This is a genomic window from Corynebacterium sp. NPDC104732 (assembly GCF_055583565.1).
Genome location: NZ_JBVJNS010000008.1, coordinates 65,128 through 88,123, shown reverse-complemented (window position 1 = coordinate 88,123; position 22,996 = coordinate 65,128). Strand labels below are relative to the sequence as shown.

Below are 22,996 nucleotides of genomic sequence, written 5' to 3'. Positions count from 1 at the left end.
GGGCACATTCGTCACACGGGAGCGGAGCCGATTCTTCGCTGAGAGGACGCAACACACCACGGAGCGTCGACCGTTTAACCTGTCCGGATAATGCCGGCGTAGGGAGGTTTACATGATTACCACTGGACCCATTTACCGTAGCGAAAAGGTCTACCAGGACGTGCCCTTCGAGGGACACACCCTGAAAATTCCAGCTCGACGCATTGGCCTCACGAATGGCGAACACTTCGATGTGTACGACACCTCAGGTCCGTACACGCTCACAGATCCACAGCTGGATCTGGAGAAGGGGCTGTCGCCAGTTCGTACCTGGGAACCAGCAGAAGCGGTACCAGCATCCGAGGAACACCCCGAGCTTCGAGTTCAAACCCAGCTCGCGTGGGCTCGCGCCGGGATCATCACCCCGGAGATGGCATTTTGTGCCGCACGCGAAGGGTTCTCGCCAGAGTTCGTGCGTAACGAGGTCGCCGCGGGACGTGCCGTGATCTGCGCGAACCGCAAGCACCCGGAGTTGGAACCGATGATCATCGGTAAGGCGTTTGCGGTGAAGATCAACGCGAACATCGGCAACTCCGCTGTTACCTCGTCCATCGATGAAGAGGTGGAAAAGATGGTGTGGGCCACCCGCTGGGGTGCGGACACCATCATGGATCTGTCCACCGGCAAGGACATCCACGAAACCCGCGAATGGATCCTGCGCAACTCCCCAGTTCCGGTGGGCACGGTGCCGATCTACCAGGCGCTCGAAAAAGTTAAGGGCGACCCGACTAAATTGACCTGGGAAATCTATCGGGACACCATCATCGAGCAGTGCGAGCAGGGCGTCGACTACATGACCGTCCACGCTGGCGTGCTGCTGCGCTACATCCCGCTGGCGGCTGACCGAGTGACCGGCATCGTCTCCCGCGGTGGCTCCATCATGGCTGCCTGGTGTCTGAAAGAGCACCGCGAATCCTTCCTGTACGAAAACTTCGCCGAGCTCTGCGACATCCTCGCTCAGTATGACGTCACCTTCTCCCTCGGCGACGGTCTGCGTCCAGGTTCCATCGCGGACGCCAATGACGAAGCTCAGCTGGCAGAACTGCGCACGTTGGGCGAACTGACCTTGATCGCACGCTCCCGCGGCGTCCAGGTCATGATCGAAGGCCCCGGCCACGTTCCGATGCACAAGATCCCAGTCAACGTCGAATGGGAAGAGGACTGGTGCCACGGCGCACCTTTCTACACCCTGGGGCCCCTGGCGACAGACATTGCACCAGGCTATGACCACATCACCTCCGCGATCGGCGCTGCGATCATCGGCCAGGCTGGGACCGCGATGTTGTGTTACGTCACCCCGAAGGAACACCTCGGGTTGCCGAACCGCGATGACGTGAAGGTCGGCGTGATCACCTACAAGATCGCCGCCCACGCGGCGGACCTGGCGAAGCAGCATCCGCGCGCCCAGGAGCGAGACGATGCGCTGTCTCGCGCGAGGTTCGAATTCCGCTGGCATGACCAGTTCGCGTTGGCTCTGGATCCGGACACCGCACTGTCTTATCATGACGAGACCCTCCCAGCAGAGCCTGCGAAGACGGCGCATTTCTGCTCGATGTGTGGTCCGAAGTTCTGCTCCATGAAGATCTCGCAGGATGTGCGGGACTATGCGGCGGAGCATGGGCTTGAGACTGTGGAGGCCATTGAGGCGGGCATGAAGGAGAAGTCGGCGGAGTTTGCTGAGTCGGGTTCTCGCGTGTACTTGCCGGTGGTGGAGAGCTAGCAGATATCGGGTGGGCTGAGCTGTTTTTGGCTCTAGCCCGACCGGAACTAACTAACTGTGTTTTTTCCTACAAAACTCTTACGTTTATTTACAGTAATGAGCAGCCAATTTTATTATTTGAGGGTCATCGTTTCTCTCAACTAGGAAAGGCTCTCTCGTGGAGTTTGTTTTCTACAGTTTGTGTGCAATTGCACTCGTTCTGGTGTTATTCAAGCCAGAAAAAGAAAAGCTGGCATTCAGCTTGTTGGTCGGATCATTTGCATTTTCTGTGCTGATGTTCTTCATGGCTTCTGCTACGTCAATTGTTCCGGCGGTGAACCTGTAAATGTTCAATGCAAAGGTTTTCCGTTTTATTCTGGCCGCAGCGGTCTTTATTATCATGGCGTTTCCGGTGGGCGTCGCAAACATCTACCTAGGCTTTATCAATGGTGAATCGCCGTGCATCCTCTGTGGTAACGAGCGCTTTGGTATGGTCCTCATCGGGGCTTTGGGTGTTTTCATTTTGCGCTACGGGGCACGTATGCGCTACATGGTAACTCTCCTGTTGGTGGCCTTCTATTATCTGTACACCACGGTGCGCCACTGGGGTGGACGTGCTAATGCTGACCTTGGTCAAGGGTTTGGTGACGCCGTGTTGGGTGTTCACACCTACACCTGGGGCATCCTGGTGTACTGGGTTGTGATTGGTGTTCTCGCGGTTGGTTTCATCTTTATCGGAAAAGATAAGGTGCTGGCGCAGGAATTTATTTCCACTGAGGTGAACGTAAAGAAATTCTCTCCCGCCACTAAATTTGTGACCATCGTCGCTATTCTTATTACGTGCACTAACTGTCTTCAATTTCTCATTGGTAATGGTATTCCTCCCTATGCGGGGGCAGGGGATCCGGCGCGGTTCACTTTTAATATTGCACAAACCGCGAAATACTGGGATAAGGAGCATCAGTATGAATCTCTTGGTGACATTCGGCTACACAAATTTAATGCACCCGACCCGTATAAAGGTATTGAGTTTGATACCAGCCCACTAGCAGGAAAAGAAACCTTGGAGCTGGCCGGTACTCAGGAGATCGGTTTCCCCGTCGCAGGCTTCCGTGGAAAAGGTCGTGCTGCTGGTATCGCCTATGATTCCGACAATGACAAGTTTGGTCTGGTCTCCTCCGATGGTGGCTTTTACTACACTGACGAGAATTTTAAAGAGTACTCCTCGTTTGCCCGGGTGGACGTTCCTAATGGCTCCGATATTCACAACACCGTAGATGCGGCCTACTTTAAACCAGGCGGTTTGGTTGCGATTGCGCAGAACAAAACGATCTACGGTGCTGTGATTCAAGATGAAGTGGATGAGAAGATTGCCTGGAAGGATTTCACTGATACTTCAGGCGACATCATGCCGATCTTCGACTCGAAGGGGCGTCCGGAGCTGCGGACTATTCGGGCTCGGATGGCCTACACGTTGTCAGTCGCTTCGGAAAGCACGGCAGACACATTTGTCACTCTCAGTGTTCCGCATGAGCGCTCTAAGCAGGTGGTTATATCGGAGTTTTCTAAAGCGGACAACAAGCTGATCCGGGAAGGGGTGTTGGACGCCGAAGGGGTGTATCCGGTGGGTGCAGACCTGCACGACGGACTCCTGTATGTCCTGTCTAAGGAACACAACAGTCTCTTAACCATTGATATTGCGGACTTTAGTGTGAAAGAGATTCGAAACCTGCCTGAGCTTGGCGATGTTCGCGACGTGGCGGTATCCGGAAAGAGCGCCTTTGTGCTTGCACACGATGGTGACCGTGATTTAGTTCATGAGCTAAAGATTTCCTAGAAAATCTGCACGTTAACGCGCCCCGCCTCACTAGGGTGGGGTGCGTTAGTTGTCTTCGGTCAGCCTGCGGCCGTTGGATCTTCGGGCTTGCGGGCTGTTGTTTCTGTGGTGTTTTCCGGCGCTATCGACCAACACGGGGTATCTACTGAGCACCATTGCGATGTGTGCTTCGATGGCGCTGTCGTCGTTCCAGCCGTGGTGTTTCGGGCAGAGTGGGGCGAGGTTGTCGATACTGGTTGGTCCGCCTCGCGCCCACGGTACGACGTGGTGGGATTCGCAGCGGCTGATCGATTCGTTGCAGCCTGGGTAAGCGCAGCATCCATCTCGGGAGAACATTGCCAGACGCTGGTAGAAGGTGGCTGATCGGCCGGCTGTTACTAGCTTTTTCACTGCGCCGTGGTGATCGTGGACCACGATGTAGTCAACGATGCGGTGGCCGTCGAGCAGTTTGAGGTCGAAGAGGGTGAGGTCGATGCCGACGTTGCTGCCGAACTTCGCTTCCCAGTTGAATTCGTGTTCTTCGGTGACGCCGATGACGAGGGAGCAGTGCCCGACCTGGTCGATGCGGGTGGCGGAAGCCCAGCGCAACACTTGGAAGAAATTGTCTGCGTGTCGTTGGGCTACGGTTCGGTTGTCGTCTTTGCGTCGGTCCTCGGTGGCCTGTTCCGCGCGCCAGGCGTCATCCATGAGTGATTTCAGGAGTGCGGCGTGGGCCGCTGGTGCGTAGCCGTGGAAGCTGCAGCCACCGTGCTCGTCTTGTTCGCGTAGCTGGAAACGGCGCTGGTTGTAGGCTTCGTGTGGATCCTTGGCCAGGCGCCGGTTTTCTTCGCGGACAAGTTCCTTGGCGTAGGCGTGTGTTGCCTTGGGGGAGGACTCGGCGGCGGAGGCTGCGGCGAGGTTGTAAATCTCGGTGCGCCGTTTGGATGCTGAGCTTAGTTTCTCTAGAGCCGACAAAATGAGGTCTTGGTGCTCAACTGGGACACCTTCCTCCCAGGGATTCAGGGAGCGTCGGTGAATGCGGCGGGCTTCGCTAGCCGACGCCCCAGCACGTTCCAATTTGTTGCACTCATACCCCGAAGCCATGTCTGTTTCGAGCCGGGCAATCAGCTCCTTGATCTCCAGCAATGCGGGGAAATGTTCGAAAGGCTCACCGAAGTCAATGGAGTGTTGAAGTAACTCCTTGACCTGGGTAAGTGTTGAAGATTCCCCGAATTTCATACCCCCATTCTATCCCAGTAAAGATTAGAACACAAGAGCTAATCGAAACTTTTTGTGCGGGGCCAGAGCGAGAGGGAGACTAATAGTCCGGCAAGTGTGGCGATGGTCCACCATAGAAAAAATGGGCTCGTAGCAACCCAATCCACGCTGGTCATGCAAACGAACCAAGCGATCAATGCAACGACCGCCGCTTTCAACAAAGAGCGTCGCTTCCAGAAGTACAGTTCAAGGACGAGCCAGCTGACTATAAAGACAGGAACTAAGACCACTGCAGCATCCTTTCTCCCAAGATATCGACGCTTGCTGGAGTGTTGGTGTTCACGAAGGCAACTCGCTTTCCGTTGGGGTCGAAGATCAACATCGTTCGATAACCTCCAGTACCGCCGTTGTGCCACATTCCGGCTTCATCGTGCACCCAGACGTAAGGGGGCACTCCAACAGAACGCACATGTGCGGCAAACAGTGCCATGTCATGTGCAGTTGAACGGATGGCGCCAGCAGGGGCATAGCCGTCCATCTCCCAGTTCGCGGCCACGCGGCCACGGCCATTTAGCCCGTGCGGTGCATCAGCGGCGCTACCAATCAAAGCAACGTAAGACTCAGACATGCCTAGCGGTGTGAAGATATCTTGTTGCACCATCTCTTCCCATGTTCGGCCGTCTTTGGTCGCTATTAACTGTCCAAGAAAAGCCACCCCCAGGTTCGAGTAGTTGCGCTCGCCTTGGCCCTTGAGTTTTGCATCGAGAGCCATCTCTAAAATGTCGTCGCGCGTCACCGTTCCATAGGGGTTACGCTCAACAAACAAGGAAACCAAATCCAATCCTGGATTACGTGGCAAGCCCGCCTCATGGTTGGCGAGCTGCTCTAACGTAACGGAACCGATGGGGGCGCCGTGGGTGTCGATGATGTCGGAGACCTTGGTGTCTAGCTGAACAGTGCCCTTCTCGACGGCCTGCCGCAGCAATTCCGCAGTGAAGGTCTTGGTCACTGATCCAATTTCTACTTCCGTATGTTCGTCGGCTCCGAGTCCGGCAAACACTGGTTGATCGCCGTCAAGAACGAAGCCGGTCAATTCGTGTGCTCCTCGTGGAGCGTGCTCTTTCATGAACCCAGCGAGCCCCGGGTCTCCCGTCGGGTCGCTGGCGAGGGTAACTCGCTGTGGTCCAGAGACTAATAGCAGGGCAGTGGTGGCGAGGCCGCACAGTACGGCCACAATTTTCTTCATCGGTGATCCTCGCTAGCAGCAATGATGGTCAATAGGGGCACGACTCGTGCGGGCGGAATCTCAAAGAGATTGTCTCGCTTGCGCACCCAGCCCGCGGCCTGGAGCGCTGTGAGGTGGTGGTATGCAGCGCCTGACGACGCCAACCCTTCCGCTACCAGCTCCGTAACCGGCGCGGGGGCGTCGAGAAGCCTGCGCAAGAGGGCGTGACGAATCGGGTGGGCGAGCGCGGAGACGCGCTCCATCGCGGAGTGGAAAATCTCATCGGTTAGGAACTGTGTTGGGCGAGCCCACTCATAGGAGTATTGCCGTGAACCCACCGTGACATCGCCCTGAAAGGAGACGATGCCACCCTCGTACGTCGGTGGAGATTGCTGTTCCAGCTTCGCAATTCGTTCTTCTAGTTCCGCGAGCTTTGCCTCAATTTCCATAATTCTAAAAATACCGAAAAATGGAATCAGGTGCAGCGGAGGTTGTTATTAGGAGGCTACCGTCGACTAAGCTAGTCCACCTGAAAGGGGAAAACATGCGAGTTCTGGCAGCAATGAGTGGCGGCGTCGATAGTGCGGTGGCGGCAGCCCGAGCGGTGGAGGCAGGCCATGATGTGGTTGGGGTCCATCTTGCGCTGTCCCGTGACCCACAGGCGGTCCGGGAGTCCTCCCGTGGTTGCTGTTCGCTGGAGGATTCCGCGGACGCGCGCCGGGTGTGTGACAAGCTCGGTATTCCGTTCTATGTGTGGGACTTTTCGGATCGCTTCAAGGAAGACGTCATCGATGATTTTGTCGATTCCTACGAACGTGGTGAAACCCCGAATCCGTGCCTGCGCTGCAATGAGAAAATCAAGTTCCGCGCGCTGCTGGAACGCGCCCGCGCCCTTGGCTTCGATGCCGTCGCTACCGGCCATTACGCCAAAATCATTGATGGGCACCTGCGCCGGGGCGACGACCCGCAAAAGGATCAGTCCTACGTCCTCGGCGTGCTGACCCGCGACGAACTGGATCACTGCATGTTCCCGGTCGGGGACACCCCGAAGCCGTTGATTAGGGAAGAGGCCGCCAAGCACGGCTTCTCAGTGGCGAAGAAGCCCGATTCCTACGACATCTGCTTCATCCCCGACGGCAATACGCAGGCTTTCCTGGGTAAGCACATCGGCTTGCGCCCGGGGTTGGTGAAGGACCAAGAAGGCAATGTGCTCAAGGAGCACCACGGCGTGCACGAGTTCACTATCGGCCAGCGCAAGGGCCTGGACATCAAGCAGCCGGCCAAGGATGGCAAGCCCCGCTATGTCACGGACATCAATGCTGCTACCGGCGAGGTCACCGTCGGTTCCCGCGCTGACCTGGCAGTGACAGGCATTACAGCTGACCGCCTCAAAGTCCTGCACCCGGCCATGACCGGCACCATCGAGTGTCAGGTTCAGGTCCGTGCCCACGGCGAGGTCGTGCCTTGTACGGCCGTCATTGGTCCGGAAAAGATGGTGCTCACGCTGCATGAACCGCTCGAAGGCGTCGCGCGCGGGCAGGCAGCCGTCCTTTACCTGCCAGACGCAGAAGGTGACATCGTTCTCGGCTCCGGGACCATCTCATGCACCACGCGCTAGGCCCGCTCCCAGGCACGTCGCTTATCGACGCCGCCGACGTCATCCTCGGCGAATGCGAAATCCTGGCCATCCCGCAACTGCCCGCCCGGGGCACCGGATCAGACCCCGTGGGGCGAACAAGCGCGTTGTTGCCTTTCAACGTGGACGCCGGGCCCCGTTCCTGGCAACTCACCAACCGGCCACAGTTGCTGACGCGCCGGGTGTGGGATCGGCTGGAGCAAGACCTGGACGAGTGCGAATCGGTGTGGGGAACCTCGGTCGCAACGGTGAAGGTCCAGGTCATGGGGCCGTGGAGCCTGGCAGCGTCCTTAGAGCTGCCAAACGGGCACCGGGCAATCACTGACCGTGGCGCGCTGCGCGACATCCGTGAAGGCCTCGCTCACGGGGTGACAGAACACGTGGCGGACGTGCGCACCCGCTTTAATGCTGACGTGATCACGCAAGTGGATGAACCCCTGCTCGGGCCCATCATCCGGGGCGAACTACCGGGCACCACCCAGTGGGACACCATCCCCGCGATCCCGGAGCTGCAGCTCATGGACTGCGACATCCTCCACCTCGCCGAACCGTTCTGGCAGGTGAGCGCGCCCCAGGTGTTCCTGGAACGCGCCCTCATCTGCGGCACAGCCAACCTCGACGGCTTTGGCGCATTGGTCTCACGCGGTGTCCGCGCCGGTCTGGGCATCCCGCCTGGGCGCGTCGATGAGCTCGGTGAAAAACCGCGCGCGGTCGCCATCGAGCTTGCCCGCCTCTGGGACGAACTCAGCCTCTCCCGCGACCTGCTAGCGGACGTCGATGTGTATCCGGTGGGCGTCGAAAAGCTGCAGCTTGCCGACGCCGGAGCCGCCCTCCACTTCGCCCGCGCGGTTGCGGATATGTTGGCGCGGGACGCAGGGGACCTTTAAAGGGAGTGCTAGCTGATTGAGATGCGACCCCGCCAATAGTCATTTCGGCCAGAATCGTACGTGGCGCCGACCCTGTTTACGGCGCGCTTGTCCGAACAAATGAGGGCTTTGCCGTCGGAACCGACGGAGCAGTCAATGGGATACACCTCGCCCGTGACCGGGCTGGAAACCTGCAGAGTCTCGACAGTTCGAGGAAGCGTCCAGTCATTCTTCATGGAGTCGTTGTACTGGGCATACTAGGCCACGTCAAAAATGGCGGCAGCGAACTCACACGAAGTATCTGGGTAGGCGCGAATTTCATCGCCAAACACGGTGTAGCCGCAGACGCCACCGACTTGACCAGCGTTGATTGTATGCTGGCTGACAGGCCGCTCCAGGCTTGGCGCTGGTGCCGGTGGTGGCGGGGCCTGTTCTGACCTTGCCTCTGATACCTCAGCAACCGTTTCTTCCTCGGTGATTGTCACCTCTACGGTCTTCTGAGGTACAGGCTCTGAATTGGTGCAGGAAGTAAGCACGAAAAGTGGAATCAGGATGAGAAACTTACGACTGTTGAAGCTTAACAAATGAGCATATCTTTTGGGTGGCTAGGTGTGAGGTTGTTGTGGTGGTGTGAGGTTAACGGGCACGCCGAGCGCTATTCACAGCGGTTGGTAGAGAATCGTTGGTAGAGAGTTCGAGTAGAAAACGACCTTAGCCCCCTGTGAAAGCTACTTTTTCTCGAATTCTCTACCAACGACCCTCTACCTACTGGGTATTGTTCACTTCCATCCAGAGGTGGAAGACCGGGAACCCTCTCTCGACTGATGGTCAATACATCATTGGACGGATCATCTAACAGTGCCGTTACATGCATAAACCCCACCGTCCTGTAACAGAACGGTGGGGTTAAAGAAGCTGTTTAGCGGGCGTCCTGGATCTGGACAGCCTGTGCCACAGCGTTGACTACGGCGCCGACCTTCACGGCCTCCCAGATCTGCTCCTTGGTCAGGCCCTCAGCCTTCACGGTCTCAGCGTGGGCGCCGAGGCAGTATTCGCAGTTGTTCATTGCGGAAACGGTGATGGACCACAGCTCGAAGTTGACCTTCTCCACGCCTGGGTTGGAGATGATGTTCATGCGCAGGCCCATCTTGACGTTCGCGTAGTCATCGCCAAGCATGTGGCGGGAGCGGTACGCAACGTTGTTCATAGCCATCACGGTGGCTGCGCCGAAGGCTGCTTCGAGGGCTGCTTCGGAGAGGTGGCTCTTGGCCTCGTCGACGATCTCGGAGATCACGGTCTCGTTCTTGGTCGCAGCGGCGGCTGCGACGAGAGCGCCCCAGAGCTGCTCCTCGTTCAGTTCGGTAGAGCGGGTAAGGGAGCCGATGTTCAGCTTCTGGTCCTTGGCGTACTCAGGCAGTGCGTTCTTCAGGTTATCGATAGACATATTTCATCCTTAAACTAGTTTTGGGTAAAAAGGTGCCCCGCAGGAAGTAGTCCGGCGGGGCGGGGGAAACCTTACTTCAGGGCTTCCTGAACCTCAGCGAACTTGTCGATGTTCTTGGTTGGGTCGTTCTTTTGCCAGTTGCAAGCGCAGACCTCTTCGGACTGGAGGGCGTCGAGGACGCGGAGGACTTCGTCCACGTTGCGGCCAACAGCGTCTGGGGTGACGGAGACGAACTGGATGATGCCGTCTGGGTCAACGATGTAGGTAGCGCGGTCTGCAACACCAGCTGCGTTCTCAACACCGAGCTCCTGGATCAGCTCGTGCTTGATGTCGGAGAACAGTGGGAATGGAACGGTCTTGAGCTCTGGGTGGGTAGCGCGCCAGTTGAAGTGAGCGAACTCGTTGTCGATGGAACCACCGAGGATCTGGGTGTCGCGGTCCTGGAATTCTTCATCCAGCTTGCCGAAGGCAGCGATCTCGGTAGGGCACACGAAGGTGAAGTCCTTCGGGTAGAAGAAGATAACCTTCCACTTGCCCTCGTACTTGTCCAGGGAAACCTCTTCGAAGTAATCCTCAGGCTGGGAAGCGTTAACCTCGTGCAGGTCGCCGCCCTTAAGTGCGGTGAGGTTGAACTCTGGGAACTTGTCGCCGATGGTCAAAAGAGCCATGTGAATCCTCCTGTAGTTGAAGTGTGTGTTTCTCTGATCCGAATTGTTCGGGTCTGAAAGCAATTATGCCTAGGTTTCGACCATCCGGCAAGAGATTAAATCTTAGGGTGTATTAAACTTACATAGGGAAAACCTATGCTGTGCGGTGACCTGCAAGGTTAGTTGAAAGCTATTTATTGCAAAGTGGGTAATTAGCTTTGCATAGGCCAGGACACGTTGACCTGACCTGAGTCCGACCCCTTGCCTTCCAAGTAGCGCTTAAAACTCTGCTGCGACTTGTAGTAGCTCACGGCCTGATACTCCATGAGCTCGTCAAGCGGTTTCTGTACCAGGTCAGGCCACTGCCTGGCCTGCTTCCAGGCGATTCGGGCCGCAGCCAACGCATCCGAGGTGGCTTCGTGAGCATTGTCCAACTTGACGTCGTAAAGCGCGCACAAATCGCTCAAGGTGCGCTTTCCCTTGCGGTAGGGGTCCTTCGCCTTATCAATCACAAAGGGGTCGAAGACCGGGCCGGTCACCGCGAACCCCGGGCGCAACTGGCCGAGCACGGTGAGATCGTAAGGGGCGTTAAAAACAATCAATGTCAGGCCGTCAGCCCAGCCTTTCTCAATCGCAGCGATGGTCTCATCCAGGACCTCGTCATGTGGACGACCGTGCTCGCGAGCGTACTCCGTGGAAATGCCGTGCACCTGCTGTGCGCCCTCGGGGATCTCCACCCCAGGGTCCGCGAGCATCTCCTGTGAGGACACCTCGCGGCCCGAAATGCGTACCAGTGCGGACGTGACAATGCGTGCCTCAAATGGGTTGGGGGACGTGGTTTCCAAATCGAAGGAAAGCATCTGCTGTGGACTAAAAGTGTTCATGCCCAAAACTCTAGACCGACCGTCGGACACGGGTGCCCCCGCTAGGTAAGTAGAATCGGAACCCGTGAACACACAGCTGCGCAAACAATGGGATGAACTGGCGGAAGAAGTACGCCGGCATCGCGACCTCTACTACAACGGCACCCCGGAAATTCCCGACGCGGACTTCGATAAGCTTTTCCAACAACTCCAAGCCCTGGAAAAAGAACACCCGGAACTCGCCGTTCCAGATTCGCCGACGATGGAAGTCGGCGCGCCCGTCAGCTCCAGCTTTGCCAACGTTGAGCACCTCGAACGCATGATGAGCTTGGATAACGTCTTTGATGAAGCCGAGCTGCGGGACTGGCTCGCGCGCACCCCAGCGCAGCGCTACCTCACCGAGTTGAAAATCGATGGCCTGTCCATCGACCTGATTTACCGACGCGGCGTCTTTGAGCGCGCCGCCACCCGCGGCGACGGGCGGGTAGGGGAGGACGTGACCGAAAACGCCCGCGTCATCAGCGACATCCCGGAAAAACTTAACCACACCGACGAATACCCCATCCCCGAAGTCCTCGAAGTGCGTGGCGAGGTGTTCATCGCCCTAGAAGACTTCACCGAGGTCAACGCCCTGCGCATGGAGGAAGGTGGCAAGCCGTTCGCCAACCCACGCAACGCCGCCGCCGGATCGTTGCGGCAGAAAAACCCGGCGGATGTGAAAAAGCGCAAGCTCCGCATGATCTGCCACGGCATTGGCGCCCTGGAAGGCTTCACTCCCACCAGCCAGTTTGATGCCTACCAGGCGATGAAGGCCTGGGGGCTGCCCACCTCGGAATACACCGAAGCAGTCAACACCGCGGCGGAAGTGGTGGAAAAGGTGAAGTACTGGGAGGACCACCGGCACGACGCGATCCACGAAATGGACGGGCTAGTGGTCAAGGTCGATGACATCGCCACGCAGCGTGCCCTCGGCGCGACAGCCCGCGCGCCCCGTTGGGCCATCGCCTACAAGTACCCGCCGGAAGAAGTGACCACCACGCTCCTTGATATTCAGGTGGGCGTCGGACGCACCGGGCGCGTGACCCCATTCGCCGTGATGGAGCCAGTTTTTGTGGCTGGTTCCACCGTTTCCATGGCCACGTTGCACAACCCGAGCGAAGTGAAACGAAAAGGCGTGCTCATCGGCGATACCGTGGTGATTCGAAAGGCCGGCGAGATCATCCCCGAGGTGCTCGGGCCGATCGTAGAGAAGCGAGACGGCAGCGAAGTGGAGTGGGTTTTCCCTAAGACCTGCCCCGAATGCGGCGCTACCCTCGCCCCCAGCAAGGAAGGCGACGCGGACTGGCGCTGCCCGAACACGCAATCCTGCCCCGGCCAGCTCGGGGCGCGGCTGACGTACCTCGCGGGGCGTGGCGCGTTCGACATCGAGGCGCTCGGCGAAAAAGGTGCGCACGACCTCATCCGCTCCGGCGTGCTTCACGACGAAGCAGAGCTGTTCAATCTCACCGAAGAGGACCTTTCTCGGACCTCGGTGTACGTGACAAAGAAAGGCACCGTTAACGCTTCAGGAAAGAAGCTGCTGAAAAACCTTGCCGAGGTCAAAGCAACTGACCTGTGGCGCGTCCTCGTCGCGCTGTCTATCCGACACGTGGGCCCCACCGCCGCTCGCGCCCTGGCCACCAAGTATCGGTCGATGACGGCGCTGCGGGAATCGAGTGTGGAGGATCTCGCTACCACCGAAGGCGTTGGTTTGACCATCGCCCAGTCCTTCAATGATTGGTTCGCGGTGGATTGGCACACCAACATCGTGGAGCAGTGGGCCGCAGCCGGCGTCACCATGGAAGAGGACGCTACTGACCTGCCGGAACAAACCCTCGCCGACCTCACTATCGTGGTCACTGGAACACTGGAAGGTTTCACCCGCGACGAAGCCAAGGAAGCAATCGTCTCTCGCGGCGGCAAAGCCGCAGGGTCCGTGTCGAAGAAAACGTCCTACGTCGTGGCCGGTGAGAATGCCGGGTCTAAAGAAACAAAAGCACGGGAACTGGGCGTTCCCGTGCTCAGCGAAGCAGAATTCGTGGCGCTGCTTAACTAAGGATCGATCCGACAATGTCACAGAGGGAGCCGATGTGATCGACCTCTGTGGCCAGGAAGTCCGGACCGCCAGGCCTGCCGACCACCAGCATGAGGCCCGTGGCACCAATTGGGGCGGCGCAGAGGGAGGCGTCGAGAAGGCGCCACGATGCAGGAACCCAATCTTCGTCCTCCCGCAGGATGCGGGCGCTTTCTACATCGGCATGCGGCGGGTTCGTGCCGTCGTCCTCCGGGGCGGCGGGGGAGGCGGCGACGCGGGTCATGACGCCGGCGTTGTCCAGCACGATCGCCCAGCCGGAGGTCATCGTCCTGGGCAGTACACCCACGAAGTCCGTCATTGCCTTGTCTCGCTGGCGGTGGTTCGTGGCTACCGCGGCGAGCATTTCAATCTGACCGCGCCTATCCACACGGCCAGAAAATGGGCGGATGGAGTCCACCTCCACGCCAGGGATGGCCTGAGCTGCCGAAATGATCGTGTCGGGTGGGGTGCCCTGAGGGAGGGTGACCACGATATCGTCAGTGACCTGTCCGTTCGTGCTCTTTTCCACCACATCTACGGATTCGATATTCCCGTTGACAGAGCCCATCGCGTCGGCAAGCTTGCCGAGGCTGCCGGGGGCGTCGGGAATCATGACACGGATGAGATATGACATCTGTACAATCCGCCTTTCGTGTGGGTGGAACAGGTCTCTTTTAAAATATAACGCTCGTTACGGAAGAAAAGTTCCATAATTCTTATCAATGTTTGATTATGGCGAGTAAACCCCCGCTGCGCCCTCATAGGAAGTGGTTCCGCTAAACTTTCCAGGTAGCGTTTGTAGCAACGTTTTAGCGATACAAGAATGGAGTTGCGCTCGTGCCTGAAATTTCGCGCGAAGAGGTCGCTCACCTGGCTAAACTATCTAGGCTTGCCCTCAGCGATGAAGAACTTGACATCTATGCAGAGCAGATCGACAGCATCATCGCCAACGTGAGTGCTGTGGGTAAAGTAGCCGCGGACGGTGTGAAGCCCATGAGCCACCCACACGATATTGAAACCACTATGCGTACCGATGTTGTGGAAAAGACTCTGACGGCGCAGCAAGCACTCGACCAGGCACCGGAGGCTGCCGAGCAGCGCTTCGTGGTACCGCAGATCTTGGGGGAGTAAAGAGATGAACAAGTACCTCGTCGGAGCCGAAGGCTCTTCTGAACTCACCGCCATGACCGCGGCTGCGTTGGCTGAGAAGATTCACTCCCGGGAAGTATCTTCCGTGGAAGTCACCCAGGCGCACCTGGATCGTATTGCTGACATCGACGACGAGCTGCACGCGTTCCTGCACGTGGGCGCGGAGGCCGCGCTGGCAGCCGCGAAGGACGTGGACGAGCAGATCGCTGCGGGCACCGTCGCATCTCCACTGGCCGGTGTGCCACTGGCTCTCAAGGACGTCCTGACCACCACGGATGCGCCTACCACCGCGGCCTCCAAGATCCTCGAAGGGTACATGTCGCCGTACGACGCGACCGTGACCCGCAAGATCCGCGAAGCGGGCATCCCAATTCTGGGTAAGACGAACATGGATGAGTTCGCCATGGGTTCCTCCACGGAAAACTCTGCCTACGGGCCGACCAAGAACCCGTGGGATCTGGAGCGCACCCCAGGTGGCTCCGGTGGTGGTTCCTCCGCTGCACTGGCCTCCGGTGAAGCCCCACTGGCGATCGGTACCGACACCGGTGGCTCTATCCGTCAGCCGGCAGCGCTGACAAATACCGTGGGTGTGAAGCCGACTTACGGTACGGTGTCCCGTTATGGACTGATCGCTTGTGCCTCCTCGCTGGACCAGGCCGGCCCTACCGCGCGCACCGTGCTGGATACCGCACTGCTGCACGAGGTCATCGCCGGTCACGATAAGTTCGACGCCACCTCCGTGGATCGCCCGGTGGCCCCCGTCGTTGCCGCAGCCCGTGAGGGCGCAAAGGGTGACCTCACGGGTGTGCGCGTGGGCGTCGTTAAGCAGTTTGACCGCGAAGGTTGGCAGCCTGGCGTTCTGGAGGCGTTCCACGCAGCTGTTGCGCAGCTGAAAGAGCAAGGTGCAGAGGTCGTTGAGGTCGATTGCCCGCACTTCGACGACGCCCTCGCAGCCTACTACCTGATCCTGCCGTGTGAAGTCTCCTCCAACCTGGCTCGCTTCGACGGCATGCGTTACGGCCTGCGTGTTGGCGATGACGGCACCCGTTCCGCCGACGAAGTCATGGCACTGTCACGCGCGGAAGGCTTCGGACCTGAGGTCAAGCGCCGCATCATCCTCGGCACCTACGCCCTGTCCGTGGGATACTACGACGCCTACTACCTGCAAGCGCAGCGTGTGCGTACCCTCATCGCACAGGACTTTGCCAAGGCCTACGAGCAATGCGATGTGCTGGTGGCTCCGACCACCCCGACCACCGCGTTCAAGCTGGGCGAGAAGGTTTCTGACCCGATGGCGATGTACAACTTTGACCTGTGCACCCTGCCGCTGAACCTTGCTGGCCTGTGTGGCATGTCCCTGCCAGCTGGCTTGGCGTCCGACACTGGGCTGCCGGTAGGTCTGCAGATCATGGCCCCGGCATTTGCTGACGACCGGCTGTACCGCGTCGGCGCAGCTTTTGAGGCTGGCAGGAAGTAACATCCGGTTGTGAATTTAAGGCGTCCTACGGGGCGTCTTTTTTCATTAACACGCTCCCTAATAAACATGGGCTTCACTAAGGCTGATAGATTAAGAACTACGTTTATTGTTCGCTGAGTGGATGTTGCGGGAGAGTTGTGTGCCGGTAAAAGCAATTGTGTCTAGCTTAACTTTGCTGGCCGTGGTGACCTTCGTTTTTTCCCTCACGCTCGGGAGCGTGCACTACGCGCCGGCTGATGTGATTGAGGTACTGCGCAATCGTCTCACCGGTAGCCCTGTGAACGATCCTTCTGTAGACGCGGTGGTCTGGCAGCTCCGGGCGCCCCGCGGGCTGCTAGCCCTGATCGTCGGCGCTGGCTTAGCGCTGGCGGGCGTGTTGATGCAGACCCTGGTTCGCAACCCGCTGGCGGACCCTTATTTGCTGGGCGTATCAAGCGGTGCGAGCGTTGGTGCCACCGCCGTGATCACTTTCGGTGTGTTTTCGGGAATCTACGCCCTCGCTATTGGCGCGCTGCTCGGCGCGGTGGTGGCCACCGCCTGCGTGTTTTTCGTCGCGATGATTCAGGGTGGGCTGACTCCGCTGCGGCTGATCTTGGCGGGCGTCGTGCTCTCATCGGCGTTTTCCGCGACGGCAAGTTTTCTGGTGTTCAAATCCAGCGACGCCCGTGCCGCGCAGTCGGTGATGTTCTGGATGCTGGGGTCCGTTTCCGGGGCGCAGTGGAACAAGTTGCTCTTGCCTTTGGTGATGATCATCGCCGGGTCGATCTTGGCGGTAGTGATCTCGCGCCCCTTGGACGCGATGGTTGCCGGGCCCGATACGGCCGCGTCCCTGGGTGTGCGGGTGGAGTTGCTACGCAACGTGCTTTTCCTGGCGCAGGCCGCGTTGGTGGGGATTATGGTTGCGGTGGCCGGCGGAATTGGCTTTGTTGGTTTGATTATCCCGCACTTGGCCAGGATGTTGGTCGGCAGTATCCACCGGCGAGTGATTCCCGTTGCGATGACGTTGGGGGCCGTTTTCCTGTTGTGGGTTGATATTATCGCTCGCGTGGTGGTGGCGCCGCAGGAGATCCCGCTGGGTGTGGTCACCGGCCTGATCGGCGCACCGCTCTTCCTGTTCATCATGGGGCGCGGCACCTACCGATTTGGGGGACAAGCATGATTGAGGTCTCAGGCATCTCCTGCGAGGTTCGCGGAACAACGATCCTGCACGATATTTCCTTCACCACTACGCGCACCTGCGCCATCGTTGGGGTGAACGGCATTGGAAAGTCGACGTTGTTGCGGACCCTCGCCGGGATTAGGAAGGCCGCCGCGGGGCAGGTGCTTATCGACGGCCACCCCGTGCACCTGATGAAACCCCGAGAGCGCGCCACCCGGCTTGCTTTCCTAGGGCAGGAAGAGGTCCTCGGTGGTGACCTGAAGGTGCATGAAGTGGTTGCGCTCGGCCGATTGCCACACATGCGCCCGTGGGAGAAGGGCGGGAATGTTGATGAAGCATTAGCTCAGGTAGGGCTGTCCCACCTGAAGGATCGCTATTGCGATGAGCTTTCCGGCGGCCAGCGCCGGTTGGTGCTGGTGGCGCGGATGATCGCGCAGGATACCCCGGTGGTGTTGCTGGACGAGCCGACGAACCATCTAGACGTGCGGCATCAGTTAGAGATCCTGGAGATTCTGCGGGGACTGAACAAGGTTGTGGTCGCCACTATGCATGACTTGGATCTAGCGCTGGCCCATTTTGATGATGTGGTGGTGCTGCACGAGGGAACTGTGCTCGCGACAGGCCCATCGGATGAGGTGTTGGTGCCGGAGAACATTAGGAAGGCGTTCCGGGTGCAAGCGCAGGTGGTGCGCTTAGCCCAGCTCGAACGTCCACATTTGGTTATTGAGGAGAAGGAATGAAAAAAGTATTAGCAACCTGTTTGGTGTTGGCGTTGGCTGGCTGCAGCGCCCCGGAGGAATCCAAGGGCGAAATTGAGCTGGTCAACTGTGGTGAGACAGTGACCTATGAGCGCCCCGAAAAACTCTGGGTCAACGATGGCTCCTTGATCGCGACGGCGTTGGCGGCGGGAGCTGGGGACAAGATCGTCAATGTGAGTAGCTTGGCTCGTGACCGGAAGGTGCTGACAGAAAAGTACGGTGACCGGGTAAACAAGCTCAATGAGGTCAACGAAAAGTACCCAAGCCTGGAGGAACTCGTCGCCGCGGCCCCTGATTTGTACTTCGCCGGTTGGAACTACGGACTGGGCGAGGACAAGAACGTGCTGCCGGAAACCCTGAAAGAGCACGGCATAGATACCTATGTGCTCAGCGAGTCTTGCCGTCAGGCAGATGGCAAGCGCGGAACGATGGATCCGTGGGAGGCCGTGGATACGGATCTGCGAAACATCGCCAAGCTTGCCGGTGACCCAGACGAGGCAGAGCGCGTGATTGCGGATATTAAGCAGCGTCGGGAAGCAATGGCGAACAACAAGAGTGGCAAGAAGGTGTTCGTGTTCGACTCCGGTACCGACACCATCTTTACGTCCGGCAAGTTCGGCGGTCCGCAGGCCATCATCGACGCCGCCGGTGGTGTGAACGCAGCCGAGGACATCAACGATACGTGGACTACCGTGAGCTGGGAAAAGCTCATCACTGAGCAGCCGGACGTAATCGCTTTCGTCGATTACCCGGGCCAGGAGTATGAAGAGAAGGTGGCCGTGCTCAAGGCCCACCCCGCTGCGAAGGATCTGAAAGCGGTCAAGGAAGAACGCTTCGTCAACCTGCCGTACGCGATGTGGACCTCGGGGCCACTGAACATTGATGCAGCGGAAGCGCTGCACGCCGAATTAGCGAAGGTCGCTGAGTAAACAAGCGGCGCCGGATGCCACCGTGGTCACCGTGATCACTGCTGGCCAGGCGCCGATTTTCTTTGCCAGAGGGTGGGAGGCGCCAAAAGCGCCGAGGTAGGTACCGGTAAGCGCAGCAGTTGTTGCAGCGCCACGCTTGGCCAGCCAGGAACGCCCTGCCCAGATGCCAGCTGCTGCGAGGACCACGCCACCTAGCGGACGGATTCCGGTTTCGCGGGCGGTGAGCCAGCCACCAATGAGACCCACGCCGACAACGGATGCGGTGTTTACTTCGGTTGCTTTCTTGAAGGTAGTCATAGTTCTTAAGCATACTTGGCTCATGAAAGTGAACGTATGGCTTTACCTCGCATCCGCGGGAGCGTCGATGTTGGGTAATTCCGTGGTCCAGATCGTGTGGCCGTGGCTGGTGCTCAACCGGACGGGGGATCCCGCGGCGGCGGGAATGGTGGCAACGGTGATTGCGGTTCCCGCGTTGCTGTTTGCCATTGTGGGCGGCCACTTGATCGATAGTGTCGGGCGGAGACGGATGTCGGTTGTTTCCGATGTGGTTTCCTCGGCGTCGGTGGCCAGCGTCGTGGTGGTGGACCACGTTTTTGGATTGAATTTGTGGTGGTTTATTGCGCTGGGCATTGTGGGCGCGGTGGGGGATATTCCGGGGATGGCGGCGCGCAATGCGCTCATCACCGACATTGCGAAAGACTCAGGGGTTACGGTCTCTCGGCTCAGTGGCTTTAATCAGAGCTTGGTGGGGATCACGTTCCTGTTGGGGCCGGCGTTGGCGGGCGCGTTGATGTCGGTGCTCAGTATCGAGTTGGTGCTGTGGATTACGGCGGCGTGTTCGCTGTTGGCCGCGGTACTCACTGCGCTGCTGCGGCTCAGCGGCGAGGCACCGGTGGCGGAGGAGGAAGTGTTCAAGGGCTGGCGCGCGTGGGGGAGTCTGCTGCAGATCGCCCCGGTGCGGATGTTGGCAGTGATGACCTTGGTGTCCGGGATGTTGGTGGGACCGCTGCTCACGGTGTTGCTGCCGGCTCAGTTTGAGAGCCTGGGACGGCCGGTGCTGCTGGGGCTGTCGATGTCGTCGTTCGCGGTGGGCATGATTGTGATCAGCATGGCGGTCTCCGCGGTGGGGCTTGCTTACCGACGCCGCGCCTGGATTATCGCGATCGCGTTATTAGCAATTTCCTTTGGATGTACAGCGTTTTTGGACACCACCTGGCTCGTGTTCCTCGGGATGTTCGTTGCTGGACTGGGTAGTGGTCTGACCGGGCCCATAGTTACGCTGGTGGTGACGGAGGAAACTCCGGAGAGTATGCGGGGCCGGGCGTTTTCGCTCTTTACCGCGATTAATCTGTTTGCCACCCCGATCGGGCTGTCGCTCGCGACGCTGGCCCTAAAGTTTTATTCGATTTATTGGCTGGCGGTTGCGCTGCTGGTGGTGTGGCTGCCGGTGGCGGTGTGGGCTATTGTGCGCGGCGCCCGTGTACTCCCGCACTATCGCAGTGCTAGTTTGGTCGAGTGACTAGCAATCCTTGGAAAGCGCTCATCGCGCTGTGCACCGGCTTTTTCATGATTCTGCTGGATCAAACCATCGTGGCGGTGGCAACCCCACAGTTCCAGCAGGAACTGGAGGCCAGCATCAACGCGGTGGTATGGGTGAGCTCGATTTATCTGTTAGCCTGCGCGGTGCCGTTGCTGTTCACTGGTCGTCTGGGGGACCGGTTCGGGCAAAAGCGGATGTACATCATTGGCATGGCCGTGTTTACGCTGAGCTCCCTCGCCTGTGGTCTAGCGCCTTCCATCGAGGTGCTGATCTGTGCCCGGCTCACCCAGGGACTCGGCGCGGCGCTGCTGACGCCGCAGACCATGGCGATCATCAACCGCATCTTCCCGCGCGAGAAACGCGGCGCCGCGATGGGCGTGTGGGGAGCAACGGCTGGTTTAGCCACGCTGTGTGGCCCAGTCCTAGGCGGTCTGCTCGTGGGTTCGGTGGGCTGGCAGTGGATCTTCTTTATCAACGTGCCCATCGGGATCCTGTGCATCTCCTTGGTGCTCGCGTGGGTTCCTGATCTTCATGCCACCGCGTCCAAGGTGGACACCCCGAGTGTGCTGCTGTCCGGTATTGCGCTGTTCGCGATCGTATTTTCCCTGCAGGAAGGGCCGAGCCAGAACTGGAGCTGGGTGGTGTGGGGTGCGCTGGCAGTGGGCGTCGTTATGCTCGCTGCTTTTGTGGCGCTGCAGTCGCGCGTGGCTGCGCCCCTTATCCCGCTGGAGCTGTTTCAGAACCGGAATTTCTCGCTCGGGTCATTTTCCATCTTCACCATGGGGTTTGCCGTGGCCGGGACGATGCTGCCGGTTATGTTGTTTCTGCAGGACGGCAAGGGGTTGTCCGCGGAGCAGGCCGGCATGATGATGATTCCGATGGCGGTGATCTCCGGTGTGCTCGCTCCGGTGGCTGGGCGGCTCGCGGATCGGCTGCATCCGCGGGTGCTGTCCATGATGGGGTTCGGGTTCATGGTGGTGGCGATGCTGGTGCTCGTGGTGGTGATGCGCGACGGCGTGCCGGTGCAGTGGATGCTCGCGGGCATTGCGCTGCTGGGCCTGGGTAATGCGTTTGTGTGGTCCCCGAACTCTGCCACCACCATGCGTACGTTGAGCGTGCAGCACCTTGGCGCGGCGTCCGGCGTGTACAACACGTGTCGGCAGACCGGGGCGGTGGTGGGGACCGCGGCGATCGGCGGGGCGATGCAGATCGCGGTGCAATACACCAGTATGGCCACCGCAATGGGGCTGGCGATGATCGTTCCGGCGGTGGTGCTCACGATGGGTCTGGTGGCCGTATCGCAGTTCAGTGCAGCGAAACCTGCCGAGGGCACTACTATGTAAAGCATGCGTATTGCGACTCTAACTTCCGGTGGCGACTGCCCAGGCCTCAACGCCGTGATCCGAGGCATCGTCCGTACTTCTTCCTCCGAATTCGGTTCCAATGTGATCGGCTATGAAGATGGCTGGGTGGGTCTCATGGAGGACCGTCGCGTGCAGCTTTACGACGACGCCGACATCGATAAGATCCTGCTCAAAGGCGGCACGATTCTTGGCACCGGTCGCCTGCACCCCGACAAGTTCAAGGCCGGGTTGGACACCATTAAGGCAAACCTGGAGGACGCTGGCGTGGATGCCCTCATCGCGATCGGCGGCGAAGGAACTCTCAAGGGCGCTAAGTGGCTGTCCGACAACGGTATTCCCGTAATTGGTGTGCCAAAGACTATTGACAATGACGTCAATGGCACCGACTACACCTTCGGTTTCGACACCGCCGTGGCCGTGGCCACGGACGCCATCGACCGACTGCACACCACCGCTGAATCCCACAACCGCGTGATGATCGTGGAAGTGATGGGACGACACGTCGGCTGGATCGCCCTGCACGCCGGCATGGCTGGCGGCGCCCACCACATTGTGATCCCAGAGGTGCCATTCAACATTGAGGCGATTGCCAAGCAGATGGAACGCCGCTTCCAGATGGGCGAGAAGTACGGCATCATTGTGGTCGCTGAGGGCGCTCTGCCTGAGGAAGGCACGATGGACTTCAACCTCGGCAGCGAGGACGAGTTCGGCCACAAGACCTTTAACGGCATCGGCCAGGTGATCGCGGATGAGATCCACAAGCGACTCGGCCACGATGTGCGTACCACGGTGCTCGGCCACATTCAGCGTGGCGGTACCCCAACGGCCTTCGACCGCGTCCTGGCTACCCGCTATGGTGTGCAGGCTGCCCGCGCGGCCCACCGTGGTGAGCGTGGCAAGTGTGTGGCGCTGCATGGCGAGCACATCGAGCTCATTGACCTACAGGAAGCAGTCGGAACGCTGAAGCAGGTTCCGCTGAACCGTTACGAGACGGCTCGCGCGCTGTTTGGTTAAGCTGCCCGCTGGTAACTCAAAAGCTGTGCCTCAGGAAGTT

Annotated in this window: 24 protein-coding genes and 1 riboswitch; of the genes, 14 read left to right on the top strand and 10 right to left on the bottom strand. The window is 59.0% G+C overall.

Translation table 11 applies throughout. From position 1 onward, the window contains the following. The first annotated feature begins 5 nt into the window (after window positions 1-5). Window positions 6-122: riboswitch (TPP riboswitch) on the top strand. From thiC to ACZ6ZO_RS07550, 3 genes are all read left to right on the top strand, one after another. Further along, a complete protein-coding gene (gene thiC / locus ACZ6ZO_RS07560) occupies window positions 113-1,759 on the top strand; it encodes a phosphomethylpyrimidine synthase ThiC (protein WP_208767647.1) in 1,647 nt (548 codons plus the stop codon). (Overlaps the previous riboswitch by 10 nt.) Window positions 1,760-1,916: 157 nt before the next feature. Continuing rightward, a complete protein-coding gene (locus tag ACZ6ZO_RS07555) occupies window positions 1,917-2,084 on the top strand; it encodes a hypothetical protein (protein ID WP_182385916.1) in 168 nt (55 codons plus the stop codon). Next, the gene (locus ACZ6ZO_RS07550) at window positions 2,085-3,575 is read left to right on the top strand and encodes a disulfide bond formation protein B (RefSeq protein WP_465291712.1); all 1,491 of its coding nucleotides are present in this window, start codon (window positions 2,085-2,087) and stop codon (window positions 3,573-3,575) included. A 45-nt stretch (window positions 3,576-3,620) separates the two neighbouring features. On the opposite strand, the gene ACZ6ZO_RS07545 is transcribed toward ACZ6ZO_RS07550, so the two are convergent. The 3 genes from ACZ6ZO_RS07545 to ACZ6ZO_RS07535 all read right to left on the bottom strand — a co-directional run bounded on the left by ACZ6ZO_RS07545 (window position 3,621) and on the right by ACZ6ZO_RS07535 (window position 6,446). Next, window positions 3,621-4,793, bottom strand: coding sequence for an HNH endonuclease signature motif containing protein (locus ACZ6ZO_RS07545; RefSeq protein WP_465291710.1), 1,173 nt, complete (start codon window positions 4,791-4,793; stop codon window positions 3,621-3,623). Window positions 4,794-5,052: 259 nt separating this feature from the next. Beyond that, window positions 5,053-6,018 (bottom strand): serine hydrolase domain-containing protein, encoded by a 966-nt coding sequence (locus ACZ6ZO_RS07540; RefSeq protein ID WP_465291708.1) that lies wholly within the window; start codon window positions 6,016-6,018, stop codon window positions 5,053-5,055. Further along, window positions 6,015-6,446 carry an ArsR/SmtB family transcription factor gene (locus tag ACZ6ZO_RS07535; RefSeq protein ID WP_182385920.1) on the bottom strand — a complete coding sequence of 144 codons (432 nt, stop codon included), beginning with the start codon at window positions 6,444-6,446 and terminating at the stop codon, window positions 6,015-6,017. The genes ACZ6ZO_RS07540 and ACZ6ZO_RS07535 overlap by 4 nt, the downstream gene beginning before the upstream one ends. Before the next feature lie 95 nt (window positions 6,447-6,541). Between ACZ6ZO_RS07535 and mnmA the strand changes: the two genes are divergently transcribed. Together mnmA and ACZ6ZO_RS07525 are read left to right on the top strand one after the other, a co-directional pair. Beyond that, the gene (gene mnmA, locus ACZ6ZO_RS07530) at window positions 6,542-7,615 is read left to right on the top strand and encodes a tRNA 2-thiouridine(34) synthase MnmA (protein WP_182385921.1); all 1,074 of its coding nucleotides are present in this window, start codon (window positions 6,542-6,544) and stop codon (window positions 7,613-7,615) included. Then, a complete protein-coding gene (locus ACZ6ZO_RS07525) occupies window positions 7,600-8,520 on the top strand; it encodes a uroporphyrinogen decarboxylase/cobalamine-independent methonine synthase family protein (RefSeq protein ID WP_465291705.1) in 921 nt (306 codons plus the stop codon). Before mnmA ends, ACZ6ZO_RS07525 begins: the two co-directional genes overlap by 16 nt. A gap of 8 nt (window positions 8,521-8,528) precedes the next feature. Here the strand turns inward: ACZ6ZO_RS07525 and ACZ6ZO_RS07520 are convergent, their stop codons facing one another. The 5 genes from ACZ6ZO_RS07520 to ACZ6ZO_RS07500 all read right to left on the bottom strand — a co-directional run bounded on the left by ACZ6ZO_RS07520 (window position 8,529) and on the right by ACZ6ZO_RS07500 (window position 11,474). Then, window positions 8,529-8,735, bottom strand: a complete 207-nt coding sequence (locus tag ACZ6ZO_RS07520) for a hypothetical protein (protein WP_182385923.1) — start codon at window positions 8,733-8,735, stop codon at window positions 8,529-8,531. Window positions 8,736-8,756: 21 nt separating this feature from the next. Next, on the bottom strand, window positions 8,757-8,984 hold the full coding sequence (locus ACZ6ZO_RS07515; protein WP_182385924.1) for a hypothetical protein: 228 nt from the start codon (window positions 8,982-8,984) through the stop codon (window positions 8,757-8,759). A 434-nt stretch (window positions 8,985-9,418) separates the two neighbouring features. Beyond that, the gene (gene ahpD, locus ACZ6ZO_RS07510) at window positions 9,419-9,943 is read right to left on the bottom strand and encodes an alkylhydroperoxidase, AhpD family (RefSeq protein WP_465291703.1); all 525 of its coding nucleotides are present in this window, start codon (window positions 9,941-9,943) and stop codon (window positions 9,419-9,421) included. A 71-nt stretch (window positions 9,944-10,014) separates the two neighbouring features. Further along, window positions 10,015-10,611 carry a peroxiredoxin gene (locus ACZ6ZO_RS07505; protein ID WP_208767637.1) on the bottom strand — a complete coding sequence of 199 codons (597 nt, stop codon included), beginning with the start codon at window positions 10,609-10,611 and terminating at the stop codon, window positions 10,015-10,017. A gap of 191 nt (window positions 10,612-10,802) precedes the next feature. After that, a complete protein-coding gene (locus ACZ6ZO_RS07500) occupies window positions 10,803-11,474 on the bottom strand; it encodes a 3'-5' exonuclease (RefSeq protein WP_182385927.1) in 672 nt (223 codons plus the stop codon). Window positions 11,475-11,538: 64 nt separating this feature from the next. On the opposite strand from ACZ6ZO_RS07500, the gene ligA reads away from it, so the two are divergent. Further along, window positions 11,539-13,548, top strand: a complete 2,010-nt coding sequence (gene ligA / locus ACZ6ZO_RS07495; RefSeq protein WP_465291700.1) for an NAD-dependent DNA ligase LigA — start codon at window positions 11,539-11,541, stop codon at window positions 13,546-13,548. Here the strand turns inward: ligA and ACZ6ZO_RS07490 are convergent. Further along, window positions 13,541-14,200, bottom strand: coding sequence for an ACT domain-containing protein (locus ACZ6ZO_RS07490; protein WP_208767634.1), 660 nt, complete (start codon window positions 14,198-14,200; stop codon window positions 13,541-13,543). The genes ligA and ACZ6ZO_RS07490 overlap by 8 nt on opposite strands. Before the next feature lie 203 nt (window positions 14,201-14,403). Here ACZ6ZO_RS07490 and gatC point away from each other — a divergent pair, with 203 nt between their 5' ends. The 5 genes from gatC to ACZ6ZO_RS07465 all read left to right on the top strand — a co-directional run bounded on the left by gatC (window position 14,404) and on the right by ACZ6ZO_RS07465 (window position 19,038). Next, complete coding sequence (gene gatC / locus ACZ6ZO_RS07485) at window positions 14,404-14,697, top strand: Asp-tRNA(Asn)/Glu-tRNA(Gln) amidotransferase subunit GatC (protein ID WP_465291698.1); 294 nt, start codon at window positions 14,404-14,406, stop codon at window positions 14,695-14,697. A gap of 4 nt (window positions 14,698-14,701) precedes the next feature. Then, window positions 14,702-16,192 (top strand): Asp-tRNA(Asn)/Glu-tRNA(Gln) amidotransferase subunit GatA, encoded by a 1,491-nt coding sequence (gene gatA / locus ACZ6ZO_RS07480; protein ID WP_465291696.1) that lies wholly within the window; start codon window positions 14,702-14,704, stop codon window positions 16,190-16,192. Between the two features lie 121 nt (window positions 16,193-16,313). Then, entirely contained in the window at window positions 16,314-17,351 is a 1,038-nt protein-coding gene (locus ACZ6ZO_RS07475; RefSeq protein ID WP_465291694.1) for a FecCD family ABC transporter permease, read from the top strand. Next, window positions 17,348-18,091: an ABC transporter ATP-binding protein gene (locus ACZ6ZO_RS07470; RefSeq protein WP_182385932.1), complete on the top strand. Its 744-nt coding sequence runs from the start codon at window positions 17,348-17,350 to the stop codon at window positions 18,089-18,091. Before ACZ6ZO_RS07475 ends, ACZ6ZO_RS07470 begins: the two co-directional genes overlap by 4 nt. Continuing rightward, window positions 18,088-19,038 (top strand): ABC transporter substrate-binding protein, encoded by a 951-nt coding sequence (locus ACZ6ZO_RS07465; RefSeq protein ID WP_465291692.1) that lies wholly within the window; start codon window positions 18,088-18,090, stop codon window positions 19,036-19,038. Before ACZ6ZO_RS07470 ends, ACZ6ZO_RS07465 begins: the two co-directional genes overlap by 4 nt. On the opposite strand, the gene ACZ6ZO_RS07460 is transcribed toward ACZ6ZO_RS07465, so the two are convergent. After that, window positions 19,018-19,335, bottom strand: a complete 318-nt coding sequence (locus ACZ6ZO_RS07460; protein ID WP_417925477.1) for a hypothetical protein — start codon at window positions 19,333-19,335, stop codon at window positions 19,018-19,020. The genes ACZ6ZO_RS07465 and ACZ6ZO_RS07460 overlap by 21 nt on opposite strands. 22 nt (window positions 19,336-19,357) lie before the next feature. Here ACZ6ZO_RS07460 and ACZ6ZO_RS07455 point away from each other — a divergent pair, with 22 nt between their 5' ends. Genes ACZ6ZO_RS07455 through ACZ6ZO_RS07445 form a run of 3 tightly spaced genes read left to right on the top strand, consistent with a single transcriptional unit; the run spans window position 19,358 to window position 22,956 of the window. Then, a complete protein-coding gene (locus ACZ6ZO_RS07455; RefSeq protein WP_465291689.1) occupies window positions 19,358-20,557 on the top strand; it encodes an MFS transporter in 1,200 nt (399 codons plus the stop codon). Further along, window positions 20,554-21,921: a DHA2 family efflux MFS transporter permease subunit gene (locus tag ACZ6ZO_RS07450; protein ID WP_465291687.1), complete on the top strand. Its 1,368-nt coding sequence runs from the start codon at window positions 20,554-20,556 to the stop codon at window positions 21,919-21,921. The genes ACZ6ZO_RS07455 and ACZ6ZO_RS07450 overlap by 4 nt, the downstream gene beginning before the upstream one ends. 3 nt (window positions 21,922-21,924) lie before the next feature. Beyond that, window positions 21,925-22,956, top strand: a complete 1,032-nt coding sequence (locus ACZ6ZO_RS07445) for a 6-phosphofructokinase (protein ID WP_182385936.1) — start codon at window positions 21,925-21,927, stop codon at window positions 22,954-22,956. The last annotated feature ends 40 nt before the right edge of the window (window positions 22,957-22,996 follow it).

What these genes read in the sequence shown, in the direction of transcription:
- thiC (WP_208767647.1), top strand. Translation starts at nt 113, where the DNA reads ATGATTACCACTGGACCCATTTACCGTAGCGAAAAGGTCTACCAGGAC.
- ACZ6ZO_RS07550 (WP_465291712.1), top strand. Translation starts at nt 2,085, where the DNA reads ATGTTCAATGCAAAGGTTTTCCGTTTTATTCTGGCCGCAGCGGTCTTT.
- ACZ6ZO_RS07545 (WP_465291710.1), bottom strand. Translation starts at nt 4,793, where the DNA reads ATGAAATTCGGGGAATCTTCAACACTTACCCAGGTCAAGGAGTTACTT.
- ACZ6ZO_RS07540 (WP_465291708.1), bottom strand. Translation starts at nt 6,018, where the DNA reads ATGAAGAAAATTGTGGCCGTACTGTGCGGCCTCGCCACCACTGCCCTG.
- ACZ6ZO_RS07535 (WP_182385920.1), bottom strand. Translation starts at nt 6,446, where the DNA reads ATGGAAATTGAGGCAAAGCTCGCGGAACTAGAAGAACGAATTGCGAAG.
- mnmA (WP_182385921.1), top strand. Translation starts at nt 6,542, where the DNA reads ATGCGAGTTCTGGCAGCAATGAGTGGCGGCGTCGATAGTGCGGTGGCG.
- ACZ6ZO_RS07525 (WP_465291705.1), top strand. Translation starts at nt 7,600, where the DNA reads ATGCACCACGCGCTAGGCCCGCTCCCAGGCACGTCGCTTATCGACGCC.
- ACZ6ZO_RS07520 (WP_182385923.1), bottom strand. Translation starts at nt 8,735, where the DNA reads ATGAAGAATGACTGGACGCTTCCTCGAACTGTCGAGACTCTGCAGGTT.
- ahpD (WP_465291703.1), bottom strand. Translation starts at nt 9,943, where the DNA reads ATGTCTATCGATAACCTGAAGAACGCACTGCCTGAGTACGCCAAGGAC.
- ACZ6ZO_RS07505 (WP_208767637.1), bottom strand. Translation starts at nt 10,611, where the DNA reads ATGGCTCTTTTGACCATCGGCGACAAGTTCCCAGAGTTCAACCTCACC.
- ACZ6ZO_RS07500 (WP_182385927.1), bottom strand. Translation starts at nt 11,474, where the DNA reads ATGAACACTTTTAGTCCACAGCAGATGCTTTCCTTCGATTTGGAAACC.
- ACZ6ZO_RS07490 (WP_208767634.1), bottom strand. Translation starts at nt 14,200, where the DNA reads ATGTCATATCTCATCCGTGTCATGATTCCCGACGCCCCCGGCAGCCTC.
- gatA (WP_465291696.1), top strand. Translation starts at nt 14,702, where the DNA reads ATGAACAAGTACCTCGTCGGAGCCGAAGGCTCTTCTGAACTCACCGCC.
- ACZ6ZO_RS07475 (WP_465291694.1), top strand. Translation starts at nt 16,314, where the DNA reads ATGTTGCGGGAGAGTTGTGTGCCGGTAAAAGCAATTGTGTCTAGCTTA.
- ACZ6ZO_RS07470 (WP_182385932.1), top strand. Translation starts at nt 17,348, where the DNA reads ATGATTGAGGTCTCAGGCATCTCCTGCGAGGTTCGCGGAACAACGATC.
- ACZ6ZO_RS07465 (WP_465291692.1), top strand. Translation starts at nt 18,088, where the DNA reads ATGAAAAAAGTATTAGCAACCTGTTTGGTGTTGGCGTTGGCTGGCTGC.
- ACZ6ZO_RS07460 (WP_417925477.1), bottom strand. Translation starts at nt 19,335, where the DNA reads ATGACTACCTTCAAGAAAGCAACCGAAGTAAACACCGCATCCGTTGTC.
- ACZ6ZO_RS07455 (WP_465291689.1), top strand. Translation starts at nt 19,358, where the DNA reads ATGAAAGTGAACGTATGGCTTTACCTCGCATCCGCGGGAGCGTCGATG.
- ACZ6ZO_RS07445 (WP_182385936.1), top strand. Translation starts at nt 21,925, where the DNA reads ATGCGTATTGCGACTCTAACTTCCGGTGGCGACTGCCCAGGCCTCAAC.